This is a genomic window from Marinomonas spartinae, from assembly GCF_900089775.1.
Classification (GTDB): Bacteria; Pseudomonadota; Gammaproteobacteria; order Pseudomonadales; family Marinomonadaceae; genus Marinomonas; species Marinomonas spartinae.
Genome location: NZ_FLOB01000014.1, coordinates 40,734 through 61,144 on the forward strand (window position 1 = coordinate 40,734; position 20,411 = coordinate 61,144).

Here is a 20,411-nt window from a genome sequence, read left to right on the forward strand (position 1 = left end):
TGAGGTGCCTTTCCAGATAGACAAGCTGCATCGGTTTTTCTGAAAAAGCGAGCGTCGTACTATTGGTAATCATAAGTCGGCTAATTATAAGTGCCCATCCTTCGTGTGCAAGGGGTAGGCTTGCTTTTCTGCAAATTGCCCCCAAATTGGCTTCTATTCTGGTTATTAATTCACATGACAAGGGCCATTTCGCACAAATGTGTTGAAAAATGGTCTATTGGAGATCCCCTTTGACAACTCAAACACATACTGATGATCATCAACCTAAGCAGCGACTGTTAGACAGCCAAATACAGTCTCATTTAGAAAGCCTGATTGATGAAAATAATGGTCATGCTTATGGCGGCGTTTGGACAATCAAAACGGACGCAGAGCGTATCATGCTAACCTTGCATCTAGGGTATCCTGCTGAGCAAGAGAAAGCCTCACTTGAAGCTCGTATCAAGCGTGAATTAAATGATAGCCGTGATGTGCTGTTAGAAATTGATTGCCAAGTAGAGCGCCATGCAACCCAAGGTAATATCACAGGGCTGCAGGGTGTGAAGAACATTATTGCGGTTGCCTCAGGCAAAGGTGGGGTTGGTAAATCCACAACCACGGTGAATTTGGCACTGGCGATGGCTCGAGAGGGGGCTCGCGTTGGGATTCTTGATGCCGATATCTATGGGCCCAGCCAAGGAATGATGATGGGTTTTGCAGATGGTACTCGTCCTCAGGTGCGAGATGAAAAGATGTTCGTTCCGCCTGTTGCCTATGGGGTTCAAGTGATGTCTATGGCATTTTTGACGACCAAGGATACGCCTGTTGCCTGGCGCGGACCAATGGTGACAGGGGCACTGATGCAAATACTGACACAAACGGATTGGAGTGATCTTGATTACTTGTTTGTGGATATGCCCCCAGGTACTGGTGATATCCAGTTAACCTTGTCACAAAAAATTCCGGTGGCAGGTTCTGTTATTGTGACAACTCCACAAGACATCGCTTTATTAGATGCACGTCGCGGTATTGAGATGTTTAATAAAGTGAATATTCCTGTATTGGGGCTAGTAGAAAATATGTCAGTGCATATTTGCTCGAATTGTGGTCATCATGAAGCCATCTTTGGTGAGGAAGGTGGTGTCTCCTTGGCGAAAGAATATAATGTGGGCGTTTTGGGTAAATTACCCTTGAGTCTTGCCATTCGAGAACAGAGTGATGCTGGTTCCCCCGTAGTGGTTAGTGCGCCTGAGGGTGATATTGCTGCTATTTATCAGTCGATTGCTCGCAAACTTGGTGCTACTCTAGCGTCCCCACAGAATGAACAGTTTGCCATGCCAACCATTGGCATGAGCGATGATTGAGGAAAAGTAATGCGTTTGTGTGATCGAGATATAATTACCGCTCTAGACGAAGGTTCTATAGTGATTGATCCGCGCCCTGATAATAGTGTGATCAGTGGTGTGTCTGTTGACTTACGATTAGGTAACTCGTTTCGAGTATTTCAAGGTCACCCTGCGCCATATCTGGATTTGAGTAGCTCAAAGGCAGATCTTAACAAAGTGATTGAGTCTGTGATGAGTGATGAAATTCTCGTTGACGATGGTCGCCCGTTTTTTATTCACCCTGGGGAATTAGTCTTGGGGGTGACGAAAGAATCGGTCACCTTGCCTGACAATTTAGTTGGTTGGCTGGATGGTCGTTCTTCTTTGGCTCGTCTTGGTTTAATGGTGCATGTGACCGCGCATCGTATTGATCCGGGTTGGAGCGGCGGCATTGTCTTGGAATTTCTTAATGGCGGTAAGTTGCCGATTGCTTTGAGCCCAGGTATGACCATTGGTGCTATTAATTTTGAAACCATGTCGGGGGCGGCAGATCGACCCTATAACAAACGAGATAATGCAAAATATAAAGACCAAAACTCTGCCATTGGCAGTCGAATTTCAGGCGATAAAAACTGATTATTAGTTGACTCGTTTTTGTCACTTTTCCACTAAGAGGCTCCGGCCTCTTTTTTCTTTTGTCTAGACAGCGATCCTTGTTTAAGCAATGTTGTCTATATTGTCGGTAATTAGCGCTTTTCAGAAGGGGGGGGGCTGAAAAGGCTATATAAACACGTAATACTTACTAGTTTGGCTTAACTATATCCTTTTAGTTAAGCGAATAGCCTAAATTAAAACGTGTAGTTTAATCCGCCTAAATACGTGTTCGAGCCGCTTGTGTTGTGTGTGATTTGAGCAATAGTCTTAACATTGCTGAATACATGGTAAGTCACGCCTAACTTAAAGGCTTTAGCATAGGCAATGTCATCATTTTGAGTTGGTTTTCCACCATTAGGATTTGGTGTTGTTGCTACATCACTATCTTGTGTTCCGTATGCATAACCTGTAGTGAAGGTGTATTTATCCATATTATAAGATGCTGCCACTTCATAACCATTACGAGAAGCTTTGTTCTGACCATCATCTTCTTTGTTATGTGTATAAACACCAGCAAAGTATAGATTGCCAACCGTATAGTCTGCCGCTAAACCATAATTTGATTTAGTTGCTTTATTGGTAAAGGTTTGGAACGCGTAACCAGCACGTAGATTCAGTGCATCCGTTAGAGCGTAAGAGGCTGCGGCACTATAAGCGTTGTTTTGTGTTTTGAAGTTCGCTGACGTTAAGCCTGCACTAAAAACATCCAAAATATCGCCATTTTTTGAGTCACCACCTTCCGTTGTTTTAAACTGGTAAGAAGCTTGAACAGTTAAGCGGCCGAAAGTGTTGGAGTATAGAGCTTGGTTAGGGGCAAAGTTGTAGCCATAAGTGCCCGCTGAAGCCTCAAGGCCGCCATATTGAAAAATATCAGTCGCGCTGGTGACTAAGGTGTAGAACGGTGTATCGTTTTGACCAAAAGTGAATTTACCAATGCCCTCAAACCCAAGTCCTACAAATTGATAGCGAGCTGAAATGTTATTGCCACCAGATGATGTAAGAACGTTGTTTCGTTTGTTCTTGTCTGTTGGTTTATCAGGATCCGCTACTGACGTTGTTTTTGTATTATTTGATGCTGAGCTATCAGTTGATGATGCCATGTTCCAGCCAGTGCGAAAGAATGCGCTATTGCCATTTTCGTCTTTAATCTCACCCTTAACGCCAAATCGTGAGCTTAGTCCTGCGGAGCTACCTTTTACAGAATCATTTTTGGCTGTAAACTTTGCACGACCAAAAATATCCAAGCTGGAATTATCCGTTTTTATGATACTAGCTGCGTTTGCTGCTGTTGCTGCTAGCAGTAAGGGAGTAGCTAGGGTGAATATCGCTTTTTTCATGAAATGCATTCCTTCATTGTTTATTGTATCAAGTGTGCTTTCTATTGAGTTGATAAGTGCACATACTAGGTAAAGTTAAACTTATTTTTAGTGTTGCTATTTTTCTAGTGTCTCTTCTCCTGTTTTTTGCCTGCACTCTTGTTTCTTTGCTTTAGTTGAGTAGGGTTTTTCGACTGCTTTGTGTCCTTAGGTATTTTTATATGTTGCTTGCATATAAAGTGGACCAATATTCACCCTGATAAAGACCAATCTCGTCCTAAAACCGGACAAAACCCTTCTTTTTTTGTGTCATATTGGTGCAAAAAATACCTTCATGACGTCGAAAAGTGATCAAAAAAACAGATAGAACAATCGCTAGGCTGATTTTATATCCTGTATTGATGGTTACTTTTTCGCTCTCTAACAAAGCACAAAAGTACTCAATACATTAAATTACATAACATCATCATTGTTTACCCTACGTGAATTTTTATAGCACAATATGTGCCAAAATGTAAAAAAAGGATATATATAATAATTCAATGTCTCAAATAAGAATTTTTTTGATTATTATTTGCTCGATTTTGTGTTTTTCTATTTCAGGTAAATTTTTTACAAATCCACCATGATCGTCATATGAGCACCAAGTTGAGGCATGGGTGTTACTTTCTGTTACATGATAGGGCGTGCTAATGGTGAAGATCTGGACGATTTTTGAACGTTTGGTTATGTTTTTTTCTTCATGGTGGAGTTGGTTAGGATCCAGAACGGTTTGAAAAAAGAGTGAGGGCCAGAAAAGCTTTTCCATATACCGTTATGGGCTTAACATGATCATTCTGTCTTAGGTTTGATTTATTCTGTTGTTCGCATGTTAGGTAAGTAGAAAATGTATATTTTGATAGAGGCGATTTGATTAAATGAAAGCGAGTGAGTTGATTGGTCTTTCTGACGTTTTGGAGTTGATGCTCGATGCGGTATGTGTTGTTGACCGTTTTGGGCACTTTGTTTTTGTCAGCGCAGCGTTTGAAAATATGTTTGGCTACTCGCCTAGTGAAGTAATTGGCCAGTCAATGGAGCGTATGGTGTTTCCTGAAGATAAGCTAAAAACTGCGAAGGTGGTGGAAACGCTGTTAAATGGAGAGGTACAACCTCGTTTTGAAAATCGCTGGTTACATAAAGATGGGCGTATTGTTCATGTTTTATGGTCGGCTCGTTGGTCTGAAGAGCACCAAGTGCGAATTGCGGTGGCTCATGATATTACTGAGCGTAAGATAATAGAGTCTCGTTTGGTCTATATGGCGGCACATGATCAATTAACAGGGTTGCCTAATCGCTCTTTTTTTCTTGAACGCTTAGAAGGGGGGCTTTTGCGAGTCAATCAAAATGAGAGTGATCCTTCTCCCGTGGTGTTGTTTGTAGACATTGATGGTTTTAAACAGGTTAATGATAATTATGGTCATGGCGTAGGAGATAAGTTATTACAACTAATTGCCCAAAGGCTGCAGCATTGAGTTGGTGAATCAGTGTGTGTGGCGCGACAGGGAGGAGACGAGTTCCTTGTCTTATTAGGTGATGATGCAAAAGGTGCTGAGCAGGCTAAGGCTATTGCGCAAAATGCCGTGTTAGAGATTGGTAAACCTTTTAACATTGAGGGGGCATCACTTCATGTTTCTGCTAGCATTGGTCTATCTAATAGTAAAAATCATGCAACGACCGTATTGGAGCTTATTCGACAGGCTGATCTTGCCATGTACCAAGCGAAAAGATTAGGGGGAAATCAAGTGGCGGTTTTCGAAACTGTGCATTAGAAAGGCTGTCGATTTATCAGTGTAGTCCATTTTGTTTTTTAGCAATTACGCAAAAATACGATAAATAGTCGTTTGCTTTATTGGTAGATACGAAACAGTCTTTCTTGCTAGTGCTTTCTGCTTTAATATCGTGAAAAGAATCGGTCAAGGCTGGTCGAAGAGGCTTTTTGATGGATTTAGTGGCGGTTGATGATCGCAATCATTTATTTGTATAGGAAATAGTAATGGCGGCTTTTGGTAGCATTTTTATGCCTCGTATGGCATTAGCGACATTTGATAATAACCAATGGGGGGAATCTAAGATTGTCCCATCAGATAGTATCCCAATGCACCCAGGTGCGCATGTATTGCACTACTCTAGTACTTGCTTTGAAGGCTTAAAAGCATTTCGTCACGCTGATGGTAGTGTTCACGTGTTCCGTATGGATCAAAATATCAAACGTTTTTCACAAAGTAGCCGTTTATTAGCCTTGCCAGATGTAAATGAAGAGCAAGTTGCTCAAATGATCAAAGATATTGTGGCTGAATTTGCCAGTGATGTGCCTGCGCCACCGGGTTCTATGTATATTCGTCCAACACATATAGGGACAGAAGCTATTATAGGCAAGGCTGCAGCGCCTAGTTTGACCTCTATGATGTATGTTTTGTTGTCTCCAGTTGGGGATTATTTTTCAGGTGGTGCGCACGCCTTACGCATTCTTCTAGATGAAAATGGACAGCGTTGCGCCCCTCATATGGGAATGATTAAAAGTGGTGGTAACTATGCCAGTGCGCTTGGGCCGATTATGAAGGCCAAAGAAGATGTTCAGGCAGATCAAATATTGTTCTGTCCTAATGGGGATGTGCAAGAAACGGGAGCGGCGAACTTCTTATTGATTGATGGTGATGAAATTATTACCAAAGCATTGGATTCGAGCTTTTTACATGGCGTGACACGCTCTTCCATTTTGACGATTGCAAAAGATCTTGGTATGACTGTTAGTGAGCGTGACTTAACTGTTAGCGAATTGCTAGAGCGTGCTGCCAAGCCTGGTGTTGAGGCGGTTCTGTCGGGAACAGCAGCAGTACTGACCTCTGTGGGGACTTTTATCCATAATGATAAAGAGTTCAAGGTAGGATCCGGTGAGCCTGGGCCAATCGCAGAAAAATTGCGCAAAACGCTAAATGATATACAGTGGGGAAATGCGCAAGATACGCACAATTGGCTAACCAAGATTGTTTAAAATGTCTTTCTTAATGAGCTAGGGCTTTCCCTAATCTATTGAAAAGCCAGAGTTTATACTCTGGCTTTTTACTTTCTGGAGAGAGGGAAGTTTTGCTAAAGTGACGTACTATTAAGGTGTATTTGATTATTGCTTAAGCTTATTTTGCTATAACTTTGACTGGTTGAACTGAAGGCTTGAAAGTCACCATTAAAACCATTCTCTATGGCTTTTTCGAAGGCTAAATTCAGTGTTTTTTTATAGGTGATAAGCTCAATGACTTTATTTTTAAACTGTGTGTTTTGAAAACCAAGTCCATCCAGATGAAGACGCTGTAAGGTTTCCTGATAAGCTTGATCAAAGATATTTCCAACATTAGGGGAATGACACATGGATTGTTTGTATACTCGGTATTCGTGTAGGGCTTCTTGATGACAGGTGGCATAACCGGCTGTTTCTAATGCTCTTAGATTAAATAGAGTGTCACCTCCTCTGGCAATGGGCTCCCAGCTGTGTTGTGCCAAACTATGATGAAATAAAAACAGCAAAGGGGTGTTTGTAGTAAAAAAGTCGTTAATCGAAAGTTGGGTGGTGGGTTGCTTGAGACCCATGGTAATGGTTTTTTGAGAGTCATCATTAACAACACAGACATTATCAAGGGCGAGACCAGATGCCTGAGCAAGAGGGATAAGTTGTGCCAAGCGAGTAGGGTAGTAGAGGTCATCCACATCCAGTGGGGCAATCCATTCGCCTCTAGCGAGTTTCTTGCCAACATTGCGGGCAATATTAGGGCCACTTCGAGCTTGTTCTGTTTGGGTAAAGCGCAGTCTTATATCTTGTATACCTTGCTGCTTCAACCACCATTTATAATCGAAGCCATCATCTGCGATGAGGATGCATTCCCAGTTTGGGTAGGTTTGTTTAAAGAGAGAGTCGAGTGCTCTTATAAGAGTCATCTGTCCTTGATGAACGGGCATAATGATAGAAACCAAATTAGCAATTGCCATACTATAACTTCCTTAACATCCTGTTAATGCTATGCTGCCTCTTATGGGCTTGAGACCAATGGTTCTTTTTATAACATGGCCGATGCTGGTATGGTATTGTTTTAACGTTCTCTCGTAAGGCTTTTGTTATTTTCAAAGAGGATCTTTGAAATGGTTGGGATGTTGCTCATTGGTGACTGATGACGGGAAAATATTGGTCTATTGATGAGATAAAGGGGGTAAACTGGTTGGTTTCTTTTTCGTTGATGTTTTCTAAAAAAACATTATCTAATTATGGCATTTCAGAGTAGAGTAGAAGAAGGTTATATTTTCTACTCCCTCTAAGGCGCTCATATCGCATCCTCTCTTGTCATTTTCTTTGGTAGATACTGATCAAGTTGTGCTTTCGTACGTCTATTTTCGATACAACACAAAGGTATATTATGGTTACTAGTAACAAAGATTTTTTCTTAAAACGAATCTGTATTTTTGCGGGGCAAATTATTGATCCTAACTCCGATACTCAAGTGATTGCGATACTGAAAAGTAAGTTCAATATCCGCCTTCCTCAGAGGCGCTCTGTGACGGAATCTTTATCCTCCACTGTAAGTGATCATGAGATTATCAGCTTGATTTTAAAATATCGCGCGATGGCATGAGTCGCAGATCTGTTTATCGTTTCGTTGTTTATACTCGCTAAACCTTTACGCAAACAAAGATCGCATTTCCTGATTGCTTCTGCCACGGTATGATTTTTCCATAATCGTGCTCAAAGATATGCACTTCAAAATATGGTGATAGCATGTCTTGTAGTTCATCAAAGTCTAACGCCACCATTGGGTGCTTGTCCTCCCAGGTCTGTTGAGAGTCGTTTGAGACTTTGTTAATGCTTAAGTTTAATGTTTGCTTTTCACCGTTGCCAACATAGTGCCAAGCTGACCGGAAGGTGAAGCAACTGTCTTCATGGTTGATACTGTGTTGAATAAATAAGTCATTATTGATCTGACGCCTATCCACCACATTAAAAAAGAATACACCGCCTTTTTCTAATGCGCCGTGAGCGCTTTCGATGCACCCTGCCAGTTCTTTAAGAACGCCACTGTAATGAATGGAATACAAAAAGCAGGTAATTAAATCAAAGCGGTTTTCGTAATGAAATGCGCACATATTGCCTTGTGAAAATTGTGCCTGAGGGCAGCGCTCTTGGGCGATATCAAGCATGGGCTGATTGATATCTAAGCCAGAGCAGTCGTAGTTTGTAGCACAAAAATACTGAATATGTGGCCCTGTTCCACAGGCCAAATCTAAGTGGCGCTTTCCACCATTACCGAAAATTTGATGCATGCGATGGGCACTATCACTTTGTGTTTTATAGTCAATGTCGGCGCACATGAGATCATAGTAACAAGAAAGGTCTGTGTATAAGGCGTTGTGGGGCATGAATACTCTTCTTTAAAAATAACGCACATCAGGAGGAGGCCGATTGGCCGCTCCATAAAGGAAAAACGAGTATCAGATTGTCTGATACTCGTTTGGGGGCTTTCGATTTAATAAGCTTGATGTGTTTTGTCTTAGGCAAATACGACAAACTTACAGATAAATAATATGGCGAGTACGTAAGTGGCGATATTCACTTGCTTATATTGACCAGATAGGACTTTGATGATGGCATAGCTAACAAAAGATAAAGCTATGCCATCGGCAATTGAGTGGGTCAATGGCATGGAGAAAGCGGCAATAAGTACAGGGGCGGCATCGGTAATATCGTCCCAGTTAACTTTTGCTAAGCTGCTTGTCATTAGTACAGCGACATACAGCAGGGCGCCAGCTGTAGCGTAGCTTGGAATAGAGTCCGCCAAGGGAGAAAAGAATAAGCTGATTAAGAACAAGACGGCGACAACAACGGCCGTTAAGCCTGTTCGTCCGCCAGCAGCCACACCTGACGCACTTTCAATATAGCTGGTTGTCGAAGAGGTGCCAAGTGCAGCACCGATGGCTGTGGCGCTAGAGTCAGCTAAAAGGGCTTTTTTCAAACGAGGTAGTTTGCCCTCTTTATCGAGTAATCCACCGCGTTGACCTACGCCAAGAAGCGTGCCTGAGGTATCGAATAGGTCCACGAATAAGAACGCAAAAACCACACTGATCATGCTGAGTTGAAAGGCGCCTTCAACATCCATCGCCATAAAAGTGGGGGCAATAGACGGTGGAGCAGATACGATCCCTGCAAAATGGTTTTGACCAAAGATCATTGAAAGAACGGCAATAAATAGAATGCCGATCATAACGGCCCCTGTCACATTCAAATAGGACAAAGCGCAAATAACAAAGAAGCCAAGTAATCCGTAGAGAGCTGATGGGGATGATAGATCACCAAGGCCAACGGCTGTAGCCGGGTTCTTAACAATAATGCCTGCATTTTGCAGTGCAATCATGGCCAAAAATAGTCCGATACCCGCTGCAATGCCTAATTTTAAAGAGTTGGGGATAGCGTTGATGATCCATTCTCGAATCTTAAAAATACTGATGAGAATAAAGATGATGCCGGATAGAAATACCGCGCCTAGTGCTTGTTCCCAAGTGTAATGCATGCCTAGAACTACACTGTAGGTAAAAAAAGCGTTGAGGCCCATTCCTGGTGCGAGCGCAATGGGGTAGTTGGCGTATAGCCCCATGATCAAACAACCTACTGCTGAGGCAAGGCAAGTGGCAACAAAGACAGCTCCTTGGTCCATGCCCGCTTGTGCAAGAATGGATGGGTTAACGAAAATGATGTAAGCCATGGTTAAGAAGGTGGTGACCCCACCAATAACTTCTTTGCGCACCGTGGTGTTATGCGCCTTGAGCTGAAAATAACGTTCAAACATAGAGAGACCTTATTGCTAATGGGTTGGCGCGATGTTAAGCCTAAATGTTAGGTAATGGTTGTTATTATTCATCATCAACACGCCAAAATAAGAGAGTAAAACTGATTTTTTGGTCAGTTTTATGCCAAGGGGCGGCTAGTATAAAAAAAGACAGAGGCTTTGGGGAGGAAAATCGTAAAAAAAAACGCATATGAGTTGACCACTACAGTCTAAATCAGAGAAGAGTTAGTGCGTCCGTTAGGGTGGGCAGGGAGATGTGATTTGATATAATTGCCATTTTAGGAGGAGGGTTTTGCATGCAGTGGGGATATACAGAGTTGCAATGCTCCTCCGGATGACAGTTTTAATTGATTTGAACAGTAAGAGGGCTGCTGGATGCTTGAGTATTATGAACAACGACAACCTGAATATGAGAAAATCTACTCTATTATTGAGAGGCAGGATGATTTGGCGTGGTTGCAGCGTAGACTTGAAGCATCGGTTCTTGGTAGACGAGTATTAGAGGCAGCCTGTGGTACTGGGTATTGGACACGGCGAATAGCGAATGCGGCACTTTATGTACTGGCGACAGATGCATCTGAAAAACTGGCTAAAAGTGCTTTAGAAAGCTGTGAAGGCGGACATGTTGACTACCGAGTGATGGATGCATTTCAGATACCCGATAGCAGTGAGTTTGATGTTTTTTTAGCAGGCTTTTTCTTCTCTCATATAAAAATGCAGCAGCGTCGAACCTTTATGAAAGGTATTGACCGAGCTATGAAGCCTGGTTCCAAGGTGATTTTGTTTGATAATCGCTACATCGAGGGCAGTAGCACGCCCATATCATCTCGAAGCGAGTATGGGGATACTTTTCAGACGAGAACACTTGACGATGGAAGTGCCTATGAAGTACTGAAAAACTTCCCTGACCAAGAAGAATTAGAGGTGTTGATGGAGGAGTTTTGTCATGATGTCAGCGTTGAAGAGAGTGACTATTTCTGGTTAGCCATGGGAACCTTGAAATAAACGTTATGTTGATAGGATGAGAGTGGATTTTTGACTACTATCCTGTGGGAGGTGTAGGGTTAAGTGTTGCCGTATTATGCATAGGGAAAAGGAATGTACTAAGAAAAACAGCTCAGTTTGTTTATCCTGAGCTGTTTTTTTGTGTTTATAGTGCGTATTGGCATTTGGTAAATGTTTTAAATATGACAATCCAAGGCGCCAACATGAGCAACATTTGGGCCATTAAACTGCATAACTGCGACGTGGTCTGGATGCGCTTGGTAGGTTCGTAAATCTTCAAGTGAGCTAAACTGCATATTTAAGACAACATCCCAGCTTCGCTCTTCGTGAAGCTCATCAATGCTGACCTCAATGTGTTTTATTTCTTTAATGGTGCGTTTGAGCATGAGCATTTTGTCTTTAAAGGCATGGATATGTTCATCTGATGTGCCTTCTTGATATTTGATAAAAACATAATGTTGCAGCATGTGCGAGTCCTTAGTTTTAAATATTAAGCCACTTGTTTGCTCGTCTTAATAGTTGGTGGAGCGCTATTGAGGGCATCGACAGCGTAGCCAGCTGCTGCTTTATAGTTAGCCATTAGCTCCTGGCGATCTGCTTCAGGGAAAACGTCTTCGATATCTTCAAATATCCCACCGCAGCGCTTATCCAGCTCGTTTAGAATAACAAATGGGCCAGCGCCTCGATTGCGCAAAACGACGTTAGAAATAGGCTCACAAAGTTGCTTATTAAATGCGCTAAGGGCTGAGTTATTGATGCCATATTCTAATAGAGCGGCACCAAGAATACGGGCGTCTACTATGGCTTGGCTAGCACCATTCGAGCCTGTTGGATACATAATATGAGCCGCATCACCCATTAGCGCGACGTTATTATCAACCCAAGTAGGGATAGGATCCCTATCAATCATTGGGTATTCAAAGACTTCCGTTGCACCGCGAAGTAGGCCCTGAATGTCGACCCAGTCATAGTCCCAATTTTCAAAGTGATGGATGAAATCTTCTAAATCGACTTGTTTATTCCAATCGCCACTCGTCCAGCCTTGTGAATTGTCCATGGTTACTTCAGCAATCCAGTTAATGGTTGCTAGTCCTGTAACGGGGTCGGCTGGTGTGATCGGATAAAACACAATGCGGTGATGATGTGTCCCCAAGCCTATAAAAGATGCGCCAGTGCGAATCGGCTTAGCTTGGGTGGTGCCGCGCCACATAACCGCGCCACCCCAGTGAATAGGTGGTTGGGAGAGGTGCATTTGCGCACGAACGGCAGAGTGTAAACCATCGGCCGCAACCAGTAGGGCGCCTTGGACTTCCAGCGGTTCACCTTCTTTATTGGTAATATGAACGGTCACTCCCTGATCCGTATTTTGGTAGCCCGTCACTTTATGGCCTGTTTGAATGGCCTCTTCGCCAAGTCGCTCTAAAACCGTATGGTATAAGAGCATTTGCAGTTTGCCGCGATGGACAGAGTATTGAGGCCAATGATAGCCCGCATCTGTGCCACGAGGTTCGCAATAGACTTCCTTGCCATTGAGTCCTACCAAAGCCCATTCTTTTGTTTGTAGACCAATTTTATCGAGTTGCGTCGCGTCTAATCCCAAATCATACAGCTCACGCACTGCGTTGGGTTGAATATTGATGCCAACACCCAGTGGTTTTAGCTCGCTGACACTCTCATAGATCACACAGTGAATACCTATTTGTTCTAGTGTTAAGGCCAGTGTTAAACCGCCTATACCGCCACCAGCAATAATTACTGGAAGACTATTCTGATTAGGGTTATCCGACATCATAAGTTTTCGTTATCCATAATTGATGGTCAAAACACTCATTATCACTGACTGAATAAGTACTGACAACTGAATTGAGCCATTTACATCGTTTTGTATTTTGACATGAATTCGTGTCAGAGGGTAAGTGAGGCTTCGCCAGTGTGAAATAAAAGGGTAACAAAAACTGTCTCTTATTTATCATCTTGGCGTCAAAGTGTTAAGTCGGTAGGCTATTAGCTGTCTATAAAGCTGTTAGGAGTCCTCGAATGAATGATTTACTAACCACCGATATCTCATGTCCTTATTGTGGAGAGATGATTGAGGTGATGGTTGAAGTGCTAGAAGAGAGCCAAGAATATATTGAAGACTGCCAAGTCTGTTGCCGACCAATTATTTTTAATGTTGAGGTGGCATTTGATGGCTCACCCTCCATTCATGTTCGTTCTGAGAACGACACTTATTGAATGAATTTTTCTGTTATTTATTGGTTTTTATTCACGTTAGTCGTTAAGATGCGCGCTTTCAAATCTGTTCTAGAATGAGTGTCTACATGTCTGATATCGACGCATTAAAGAAAGACGTAAACATGAAAACATGGCAACTGTTGTTACTGACTCTTGTGACAGTTGGGATCTACAATTTAGTTTGGATATTTACTACAACCAATAAAATCCAACGTCATACTGGAATCAAGGTGGTAGGTCAGCCATTTTTACTGGTTATGTCGGTTTGTTTTGCATGGGCTGGCGTTTTTTCAGAAAGTTCCTATTTTTTGGTGGCATTATTGAGTTTGGCTATTTCACTTAGCCTGTTGACTCTTTATGAAGTGTGGGCATTTAAAGTAAGAAAGGCGTTGCAGGAGGTGGCTCTGGTAGAGCATCAGCAGGTGTATAAGATGAATGTGATTTACACCTTTTTGTTCACTCTGTATTACATTAACTATTGTATTAATGATTTACCTAAACAGCTTGAAAAGCAAAAAGCTGACATAAATGCTTCTCTTTGATTTAGTGTATTGACTTAGAGTTTTTCAACTTGGTAGCCACTGTCTTTAAGTTTGGCTAATAGACTATCTGGTCCTGCCAAATGTAAGGTGCCTACCATTATAAACTCGACTGGTTTGTCGGTGAGCATTTTTTGGATTTGAGGCATCCAAGTCTCATTACGTCTAACAAGAAGTTCTTGATAAACTTCCGGATACTCTTGTCTGAACTCGGTTAACTCTTGTGCCTCCATGGCTTCAAGGTCTCCTTCACGCCAGCTTTTTCTAATCTGACTCATGCTTTTTTTCATGTCTTTTATGTCATCTAAGGCGTATTGAACCACGCTGTTACTATCTTCTTTATTCAAATTCGATAACATTTGGATTTGTGCATCAGGTGTTTCTAGCCATGTCTGTGGCTTATGGTCTTGTAGCGCCTTATTGGCATAAAATTGATCTACCCCTTCGCTGACGAATCCCATGTGCTTGAGTTCAAGGGTGGTTAATGTCATGGCGATGGAACTGGGCTTTAGGTGCTGAATGGCCTCAATGGGCACATGACGTGTGGCTAAGTAATCTTTTAATGCATCGTAAGTGCTTGGTTTGAGGAGATCGCCAATGGTTGTACCATCAGTAAAAGAGAGCTGTTCTTGCATTTGCTGGCGAAATTCGGGTTTGCTGATAGTATTCATATCGGTTTCAAAGACCACTTTATCTGCAGCTTGATAGGCTTGCTCATAAGCGTGAGGTAATGGGTAGTCATCTGGGGTGAGCATATGTACGGTACCGCCAATATACAAGATATGGTCGCCCGAGGACACCTTCCACACAGAGGCTGCTTGGGTTTGAAAGGTGGCAGCAGTGAGTAACGTAAGACCGCATTTTTTGATAAAGCTCATAAACAACATCCGAATCCAAAGGCAGTAGGGAAGGTGCGAATACAAGAGGACTTGTTCGTACCTTCCTAGAATAGCGCCGTTTTCATGAGGACTGCAATGCGGGTCGAAGAGCAGCATCGATTATCAGCGTAATATGCTGAAAGAGTGCTAGTATTCTGCTCTTTTTATACTTTACCCTGTCAAGGGAATTCTATTTTTAGGCTAGTAAGACTGTCTTGAAAACCGTTCTTTTATCAATCTGAATGAGAGAGTTGAATGAGTAAAAGTCATTACCGTTATCAAGGTATTAAAGTAACGCTAATCACTGGTTTTTTGGGCTCTGGAAAAACCACTATGATTCGGCATCTCCTATCTCATGTACCGGATGGCGAACATTGGGCAGTGCTGATTAATGAGTTTGGTGATGTCGGCATTGATGGCGCTTTAATTGAAGGCAAAGGGATTAAGGTCAAGCAGGTGCCAGGGGGCTGTTTATGCTGTACCACATCTGCTGCGTTTGGAGCAGGGCTAAATGAGCTGATTAAAATAGCCACCCCTGACCGAATTATTATTGAACCCACAGGGATAGGTCATCCAGACCAAATAGTGAAGCAGCTGAACGCATCCCATTACGATGGCGTGATAGAAGTTGGAGCGAGTATATGCTTGGTGGATGCGCGAAATTTATCGGATCCTCGTTATTTAGGGCACCCAGCTTTTTTTGATCAAATCAATATGGCCGATGTGTTGATTGCCAGCAAACAAGATACCTATGATGAGTTTGAAGAAATGCGCTTTATTAAGTTTGCTAAGCAATTTGAACCCGCAAAAGCCGTCATTGGGTTTTCTAGTAATGGTATTATGGATCTGGATTGGTTAAATGTTGAGCCTATTCGACAACCTTGTAAACTTGATCACCACGATCACCACGATCACCACGATCACCACGATCACCACGATCACCACGATCACCACGATCACCACGATCACCACGATCACCACGATCATGCAGAGTCCTTTACTAGTCAGCCTAAAAAGGGGGTGACAGTATTCCATAAGCGTGATCGAGAGCTAAGCAGTTTAGGATGGGTAATGGATGACCGTTATGCTTTTTCCCGTGATGCCCTGACTGACATGATGTTGAGTTTGCAATCTCAACCTGGTTTTTGGCGGGCCAAAGGTGTTATCAATACGGTGGATGGACACTCTGTTCAAGTTAATGTCAGTGCCTCTGAGCAATCTATTGTGACCGCTGAAGTACTAAAAGAAAGCCGTTTTGAATGCTTGTTTGATACAGGCCAAAATGTAAAAAATTTCATGGCTATCATCAACAATGCTTTGTTTTAAAAAAGCTTTTACTCTGTTCGCTATATGAAAAAACCATTTCTCCTATTCTTGTGATGAATTTTGTCATTGATTTTGGTTCGTTTTGTCATTGAGAGACAGCAACTTATAGACGACTCTTTATGCTATGTTAATCGCTCTATGTGAGTTTGATGTGACTAAAAACAATAAGAGGTCATAGGTTATGCCAGAATATAAAGCGCCCTTACGAGATATTAAATTTGTTACCGATGAGGTTTTGGGATTTCAGGGCCATTATGCCAAATTGCCAGGGGCAGAAGAGGCAACACCTGATATGGTGTCGGCGATCCTTGAAGAAGGCGCTAAATTTGCTGAGCGCGTTCTCTCTCCTTTAAATCGTGTTGGCGACCAACAAGGTTGTCAATTCAAAGACGGTATCGTGACGACACCAGACGGTTTTAAAGAAGCTTATCAACAGTATGTTGAAGGTGGTTGGCCCTCTCTGTCTCATCCAGAAAGCATGGGAGGTCAAGGTCTGCCAGATTCACTGGGGATGCTGGTAACAGAGATGATTGCTACCTCGAACTGGGCGTGGGGAATGTATCCTGGCTTAAGCCATGGAGCCATGAACACGATTGAGCAGCATGGTACCGATGAGCAAAAACAAACCTACCTAACCAAACTTGTCTCAGGTCAGTGGACAGGCACCATGTGTCTGACTGAACCTCACTGTGGTACCGATTTAGGCATGTTGAAAACCAAAGCAGAGCCGCAGGACGACGGCAGTTATGCTATCTCAGGCACCAAAATTTTCATCTCGGCGGGTGAGCACGATATGGCAGAAAATATTGTCCATATCGTTTTAGCGCGACTTCCTGATGCTCCAGCAGGTACCAAAGGTATTTCACTCTTTATCGTACCTAAATATACCGTCAATGATGCGGGTGATAAGGGGGAGCGTAATCAAGTCTCCTGTGGCTCTATTGAGCATAAAATGGGCATCCATGGTAATGCTACCTGTGTCATGAACTTTGATGGTGCTAAGGGCTTTTTGATCGGCCCGCCAAATCGTGGTCTCAACTGTATGTTTACCTTTATGAACGCTGCCCGTTTGGGGACCGCTGTACAAGGTTTGGCCCATGCTGAGTGGGCATTGCAAAATTCTGTGGCTTATGCAAAAGATCGTCTGCAAATGCGCGCCTTATCTGGTGCCAAGGCGCCGGATAAGGCTGCGGATCCGATTATCTTTCATCCTGATGTTCGTCGTATGCTGTTAACACAAAAAGCTTTCGCAGAAGGTGGACGAGCGCTTATTCACTATTGTTCTATGCTGGTGGATACGACGAAGCACGGCAATGAAGAAGATAAAGCCGAGGCGGATGAGTTGATGTCGTTGCTGACGCCGATTGCGAAGGCATTTTTAACAGAAACCGGCTTTGAAGCAGCGAACCACGGTTTGCAGGTCTATGGAGGCCATGGGTACATCGCTGAATGGGGAATGGAACAAAACGTGCGTGACTGTCGTATTGCGATGCTTTACGAAGGCACAACGGGGATTCAGGCGTTGGATTTATTAGGACGAAAAGTCTTAATGACTCAAGGGGCAACGTTGCGTCGTTTCACCAAAATTATTCATAAATTTTGTAAGGAGCACAAAGGCGACAAACGCTTTAAATCCTACATCTCTGCGCTGGATAAATTGAACAGCGAGTGGGGGGATGTAACCATGAAAATCGGTATGAAGGCCATGAAAAATAAAGAGGAAGTTGGTGCGGCCTCTGTTGATTACTTAATGTTCTCTGGCTATGTTGCTTTGGCTTATTTCTGGGCTCGGATGGCTGTTGTTGCACAAACGAAACTTGATGAAGGAACAGATGAGGTTGGTTTCTACACAGCGAAGTTGCAAACGGCGACTTTCTATTATGAACGTTTACTTCCACGGACAAAAATGCATGCAGAAGCGATGTTATCGGGGGTTGATAACCTATTAGCCATGGAAGAAGATAACTTTCTTTTTCTCAATGCTTAGTGGAAGTGACTGTGCCTTGTAAAAGTTGTTTATAAAGTGAGTTGGCGCAATAGAATAATGATATTTTTGGACTAGACTGGAGGGTAGGAAATGAGTGAAGTAAAGGCAGTGTTTGATGCAATGCTTGGACGTTTTGATGCAGATGAGGCTGATGATATGAGCGCGGTCTTCCAATTTGATATGGATGAAGGTGAGCACTATCACCTCTCCATAGAAGACGGTAAATGTGCTCTTGCTGAAGGTGAGCATGATGATCCAACGGTTACTCTTGAAATGGACTTACAGACGTTAAAAGATGTGATGAGTGGCGAGTTGGATGGGATGGCGGCCTTTATGCAAGGTAAGATACGCGCAGATGGAGATGTTATGCTGGCAACTAAGCTGACGCAGATTTTTCCTCACTGATCTTAGTTTTGTTGGTCATACAGACATTTGCGCCAAATAGTTATTATTTGGCGCAAATTCCAAGTTGTGCACATTCTCCTGACAACAACAATAATTGGAGTTAAGAATGCAGACGGATAATTCGACCTCTACACAGAATGAAAGTGGCCAGTCTTCAGTGGATCCTATTCTCGGGGAGAGTGGAACCATGAAAAATGTATCTGGTAGCGGTATGCCAGATAGTAATGTTAGCGGTATCAAGCCGTCTGGCAGTTACATTCCTGATTCACTGAATCCACATCATTACCAATCGTTATTGGATGTGTTTACTGCATCTTGTCAGCGGTTTGCTAATTTATCCGCTTTTAGCAGTGTTGGTCACACGATTACCTATCGTGAATTGGAAGAAAAAGCGAATCAATTTGCCGCTTACCTTCAGCAATTACCTGGTATCAAAAAAGGAGATCGAATTGCGATTCAGCTCCCGAATGTTATTCAATACCCAGTGGTCTTTTTTGGCGCGCTAAAAGCGGGGTTGATTGTCGTTAATACGAATCCATTGTATACACCCCATGAACTGGAGCATCAATTTAATGATGCGGGGGCAAAGGTCCTCGTTGTATTTGCGAATATGGCGCACAACGTTGAGAAAATTCTTCATAAAACCGCTATTAAACATATTGTTATTACTCAGATAGCTGATTTTCACAGCGCACCTAAGCGTTTGTTGATTAACGGTGTGGTGAAGTACATCAAAAAAATGGTGCCAAACTACCATTTACCTCAAGCGATTTCTTTAAATGATGCACTTGCTAAAGGGCGGCATCACTCAGTAACTCCCGTGACCATCACACCGGAGGATATTGCTGTCTTGCAATATACAGGAGGCACCACTGGCATTGCCAAGGGAGCAATGCTTACTCATGCCAATCTGATTTCAAATATGTATCAACTAAACTTTCGTTTAGAAGATGTTCTACATGACGGTAAAGAAGTTTTTATTGCGCCCCTTCCCCTTTACCATATTTATGCCTTTTTAATTCATGGGCTCAGTCTACTGTCATGCGGTGGCCATTCTATTTTGATCCCAAACCCAAGGGATTTGCCTGCCTTTATTAAAGAGTTGAAAAAGTGGAAGTTTACCGGTTTTGTTGGCCTGAATACGTTATTTGTTGGTCTTTGTAATCGTCCTGAATTCTCTGAGGTGGATTTTAGTGAACTTAAATTAACCTGCTCTGGTGGTATGCCGTTAACGAGTGCTGCTGCTGCCCAGTGGCTTGATGTCACTGGCTGTAAAATTGTTGAAGGCTACGGATTAACGGAAACGTCACCTGTTGTGTCTTTTAACCCCTATGGTAAAGAGAGAATTGGTACCATAGGTTTACCTGTTAGTGAAACGCAAGTCAGTATCCTTGATGACAGCGGTAATCCAGTGGCGCAAGGAGAGGCTGGGATGTTATGCGTGCGAGGTCCGCAGGTGATGAAAGGCTATTGGCAGCGTGAAGAGGCCACACGAGAGGCAATGACTGAGAATGGCTTTTTTATTACTGGCGATATTGCCATGGTGCATCCAGATGGCTATTTACAAATCGTTGATCGAGCCAAGGATATGATTATTGTGTCGGGATTTAATGTGTATCCGACCGAAGTAGAGGAGTGTTTATCTGCACATCCAGATATTTTGGAAGCGGCTGTTATTGGTGTGGCTGATGAAAAAGCAGGCGAGACAATTAAGGCCTTTATTGTATTAAAAGATCCTAATGTTTCCATTGACTTAAAAGCGGTGCGGACTTACTGCAAAGAGAATCTAACGCCTTACAAGGTGCCGAAATATGTCGAAGTGCGCAAAGAACTTCCTAAGAGCAATGTTGGTAAAGTGCTACGTCGTTCTTTGCGTGATGAAAAGGCCTAAGAAACGCTAAA

General features: G+C 42.8%; 18 protein-coding genes and 1 pseudogene. 12 read left to right on the forward strand and 7 right to left on the reverse strand.

All coding sequences use genetic code 11. The features are described from left to right. Window positions 1–230: 230 nt before the first annotated feature. Window positions 231–1,343 (forward strand): iron-sulfur cluster carrier protein ApbC, encoded by a 1,113-nt coding sequence (gene apbC, locus MSP8886_RS18915; protein WP_245659148.1) that lies wholly within the window; start codon window positions 231–233, stop codon window positions 1,341–1,343. A gap of 9 nt (window positions 1,344–1,352) precedes the next feature. Beyond that, entirely contained in the window at window positions 1,353–1,940 is a 588-nt protein-coding gene (gene dcd / locus MSP8886_RS18920; protein ID WP_067019608.1) for a dCTP deaminase, read from the forward strand. A gap of 212 nt (window positions 1,941–2,152) precedes the next feature. Here dcd and MSP8886_RS18925 read toward each other — a convergent pair whose 3' ends face one another. Beyond that, entirely contained in the window at window positions 2,153–3,295 is a 1,143-nt protein-coding gene (locus tag MSP8886_RS18925) for a porin (RefSeq protein ID WP_067019611.1), read from the reverse strand. Between the two features lie 896 nt (window positions 3,296–4,191). Between MSP8886_RS18925 and MSP8886_RS22615 the strand changes: the two are divergent. Together MSP8886_RS22615 and MSP8886_RS18940 are read left to right on the forward strand one after the other, a co-directional pair. Further along, a pseudogene (locus MSP8886_RS22615) lies at window positions 4,192–5,082 on the forward strand (PAS domain S-box protein). 224 nt (window positions 5,083–5,306) lie between these two features. Beyond that, a complete protein-coding gene (locus MSP8886_RS18940; protein ID WP_067019616.1) occupies window positions 5,307–6,305 on the forward strand; it encodes a branched-chain amino acid aminotransferase in 999 nt (332 codons plus the stop codon). A 95-nt stretch (window positions 6,306–6,400) separates the two neighbouring features. On the opposite strand, the gene MSP8886_RS18945 is transcribed toward MSP8886_RS18940, so the two are convergent. Then, the gene (locus MSP8886_RS18945; RefSeq protein WP_067019619.1) at window positions 6,401–7,291 is read right to left on the reverse strand and encodes a glycosyltransferase family 2 protein; all 891 of its coding nucleotides are present in this window, start codon (window positions 7,289–7,291) and stop codon (window positions 6,401–6,403) included. A 422-nt stretch (window positions 7,292–7,713) separates the two neighbouring features. Here MSP8886_RS18945 and MSP8886_RS18950 point away from each other — a divergent pair, with 422 nt between their 5' ends. After that, window positions 7,714–7,929 carry a hypothetical protein gene (locus tag MSP8886_RS18950; RefSeq protein WP_067019622.1) on the forward strand — a complete coding sequence of 72 codons (216 nt, stop codon included), beginning with the start codon at window positions 7,714–7,716 and terminating at the stop codon, window positions 7,927–7,929. Window positions 7,930–7,966: 37 nt separating this feature from the next. Here the strand turns inward: MSP8886_RS18950 and MSP8886_RS18955 are convergent, their stop codons facing one another. Both MSP8886_RS18955 and MSP8886_RS18960 read right to left on the reverse strand, forming a co-directional pair. Continuing rightward, window positions 7,967–8,710 (reverse strand): class I SAM-dependent DNA methyltransferase, encoded by a 744-nt coding sequence (locus MSP8886_RS18955; RefSeq protein WP_067019625.1) that lies wholly within the window; start codon window positions 8,708–8,710, stop codon window positions 7,967–7,969. A gap of 131 nt (window positions 8,711–8,841) precedes the next feature. Continuing rightward, entirely contained in the window at window positions 8,842–10,134 is a 1,293-nt protein-coding gene (locus MSP8886_RS18960) for an NCS2 family permease (protein ID WP_067019628.1), read from the reverse strand. A 375-nt stretch (window positions 10,135–10,509) separates the two neighbouring features. Between MSP8886_RS18960 and MSP8886_RS18965 the strand changes: the two genes are divergently transcribed. After that, entirely contained in the window at window positions 10,510–11,139 is a 630-nt protein-coding gene (locus MSP8886_RS18965) for a class I SAM-dependent methyltransferase (protein WP_067019631.1), read from the forward strand. 176 nt (window positions 11,140–11,315) lie between these two features. Here the strand turns inward: MSP8886_RS18965 and MSP8886_RS18970 are convergent, their stop codons facing one another. Both MSP8886_RS18970 and MSP8886_RS18975 read right to left on the reverse strand, forming a co-directional pair. Beyond that, window positions 11,316–11,606, reverse strand: coding sequence for a Dabb family protein (locus MSP8886_RS18970; RefSeq protein ID WP_067019635.1), 291 nt, complete (start codon window positions 11,604–11,606; stop codon window positions 11,316–11,318). Between the two features lie 23 nt (window positions 11,607–11,629). Beyond that, the gene (locus tag MSP8886_RS18975; RefSeq protein ID WP_245659149.1) at window positions 11,630–12,931 is read right to left on the reverse strand and encodes a flavin-dependent oxidoreductase; all 1,302 of its coding nucleotides are present in this window, start codon (window positions 12,929–12,931) and stop codon (window positions 11,630–11,632) included. A 245-nt stretch (window positions 12,932–13,176) separates the two neighbouring features. Here MSP8886_RS18975 and MSP8886_RS18980 point away from each other — a divergent pair, with 245 nt between their 5' ends. Both MSP8886_RS18980 and MSP8886_RS18985 read left to right on the forward strand, forming a co-directional pair. Beyond that, window positions 13,177–13,374 (forward strand): CPXCG motif-containing cysteine-rich protein, encoded by a 198-nt coding sequence (locus MSP8886_RS18980; protein ID WP_067019638.1) that lies wholly within the window; start codon window positions 13,177–13,179, stop codon window positions 13,372–13,374. A 122-nt stretch (window positions 13,375–13,496) separates the two neighbouring features. After that, on the forward strand, window positions 13,497–13,916 hold the full coding sequence (locus MSP8886_RS18985; protein WP_175365323.1) for a DUF4234 domain-containing protein: 420 nt from the start codon (window positions 13,497–13,499) through the stop codon (window positions 13,914–13,916). A 14-nt stretch (window positions 13,917–13,930) separates the two neighbouring features. On the opposite strand, the gene MSP8886_RS18990 is transcribed toward MSP8886_RS18985, so the two are convergent. Continuing rightward, window positions 13,931–14,791, reverse strand: a complete 861-nt coding sequence (locus MSP8886_RS18990) for a TraB/GumN family protein (protein WP_067019751.1) — start codon at window positions 14,789–14,791, stop codon at window positions 13,931–13,933. Between the two features lie 255 nt (window positions 14,792–15,046). On the opposite strand from MSP8886_RS18990, the gene MSP8886_RS18995 reads away from it, so the two are divergent. The 4 genes from MSP8886_RS18995 to MSP8886_RS19010 all read left to right on the forward strand — a co-directional run bounded on the left by MSP8886_RS18995 (window position 15,047) and on the right by MSP8886_RS19010 (window position 20,400). After that, window positions 15,047–16,117, forward strand: coding sequence for a CobW family GTP-binding protein (locus MSP8886_RS18995; RefSeq protein ID WP_067019643.1), 1,071 nt, complete (start codon window positions 15,047–15,049; stop codon window positions 16,115–16,117). A 181-nt stretch (window positions 16,118–16,298) separates the two neighbouring features. Then, window positions 16,299–18,104: an acyl-CoA dehydrogenase C-terminal domain-containing protein gene (locus MSP8886_RS19000; RefSeq protein WP_067019646.1), complete on the forward strand. Its 1,806-nt coding sequence runs from the start codon at window positions 16,299–16,301 to the stop codon at window positions 18,102–18,104. Between the two features lie 90 nt (window positions 18,105–18,194). Further along, window positions 18,195–18,509, forward strand: a complete 315-nt coding sequence (locus tag MSP8886_RS19005) for an SCP2 sterol-binding domain-containing protein (protein WP_067019649.1) — start codon at window positions 18,195–18,197, stop codon at window positions 18,507–18,509. A gap of 211 nt (window positions 18,510–18,720) precedes the next feature. Continuing rightward, entirely contained in the window at window positions 18,721–20,400 is a 1,680-nt protein-coding gene (locus MSP8886_RS19010) for an AMP-binding protein (protein WP_067019754.1), read from the forward strand. The last annotated feature ends 11 nt before the right edge of the window (window positions 20,401–20,411 follow it).

Bases quoted from the DNA above. Each gene is read 5' to 3' on its own strand.
- dcd (WP_067019608.1), top strand. From the start codon at position 1,353: ATGCGTTTGTGTGATCGAGATATAATTACCGCTCTAGACGAAGGTTCT.
- MSP8886_RS18925 (WP_067019611.1), bottom strand. From the start codon at position 3,295: ATGAAAAAAGCGATATTCACCCTAGCTACTCCCTTACTGCTAGCAGCA.
- MSP8886_RS18940 (WP_067019616.1), top strand. From the start codon at position 5,307: ATGGCGGCTTTTGGTAGCATTTTTATGCCTCGTATGGCATTAGCGACA.
- MSP8886_RS18945 (WP_067019619.1), bottom strand. From the start codon at position 7,291: ATGGCAATTGCTAATTTGGTTTCTATCATTATGCCCGTTCATCAAGGA.
- MSP8886_RS18950 (WP_067019622.1), top strand. From the start codon at position 7,714: ATGGTTACTAGTAACAAAGATTTTTTCTTAAAACGAATCTGTATTTTT.
- MSP8886_RS18955 (WP_067019625.1), bottom strand. From the start codon at position 8,710: ATGCCCCACAACGCCTTATACACAGACCTTTCTTGTTACTATGATCTC.
- MSP8886_RS18960 (WP_067019628.1), bottom strand. From the start codon at position 10,134: ATGTTTGAACGTTATTTTCAGCTCAAGGCGCATAACACCACGGTGCGC.
- MSP8886_RS18965 (WP_067019631.1), top strand. From the start codon at position 10,510: ATGCTTGAGTATTATGAACAACGACAACCTGAATATGAGAAAATCTAC.
- MSP8886_RS18970 (WP_067019635.1), bottom strand. From the start codon at position 11,606: ATGCTGCAACATTATGTTTTTATCAAATATCAAGAAGGCACATCAGAT.
- MSP8886_RS18975 (WP_245659149.1), bottom strand. From the start codon at position 12,931: ATGATGTCGGATAACCCTAATCAGAATAGTCTTCCAGTAATTATTGCT.
- MSP8886_RS18980 (WP_067019638.1), top strand. From the start codon at position 13,177: ATGAATGATTTACTAACCACCGATATCTCATGTCCTTATTGTGGAGAG.
- MSP8886_RS18985 (WP_175365323.1), top strand. From the start codon at position 13,497: ATGAAAACATGGCAACTGTTGTTACTGACTCTTGTGACAGTTGGGATC.
- MSP8886_RS18990 (WP_067019751.1), bottom strand. From the start codon at position 14,791: ATGAGCTTTATCAAAAAATGCGGTCTTACGTTACTCACTGCTGCCACC.
- MSP8886_RS18995 (WP_067019643.1), top strand. From the start codon at position 15,047: ATGAGTAAAAGTCATTACCGTTATCAAGGTATTAAAGTAACGCTAATC.
- MSP8886_RS19000 (WP_067019646.1), top strand. From the start codon at position 16,299: ATGCCAGAATATAAAGCGCCCTTACGAGATATTAAATTTGTTACCGAT.
- MSP8886_RS19005 (WP_067019649.1), top strand. From the start codon at position 18,195: ATGAGTGAAGTAAAGGCAGTGTTTGATGCAATGCTTGGACGTTTTGAT.
- MSP8886_RS19010 (WP_067019754.1), top strand. From the start codon at position 18,721: ATGCCAGATAGTAATGTTAGCGGTATCAAGCCGTCTGGCAGTTACATT.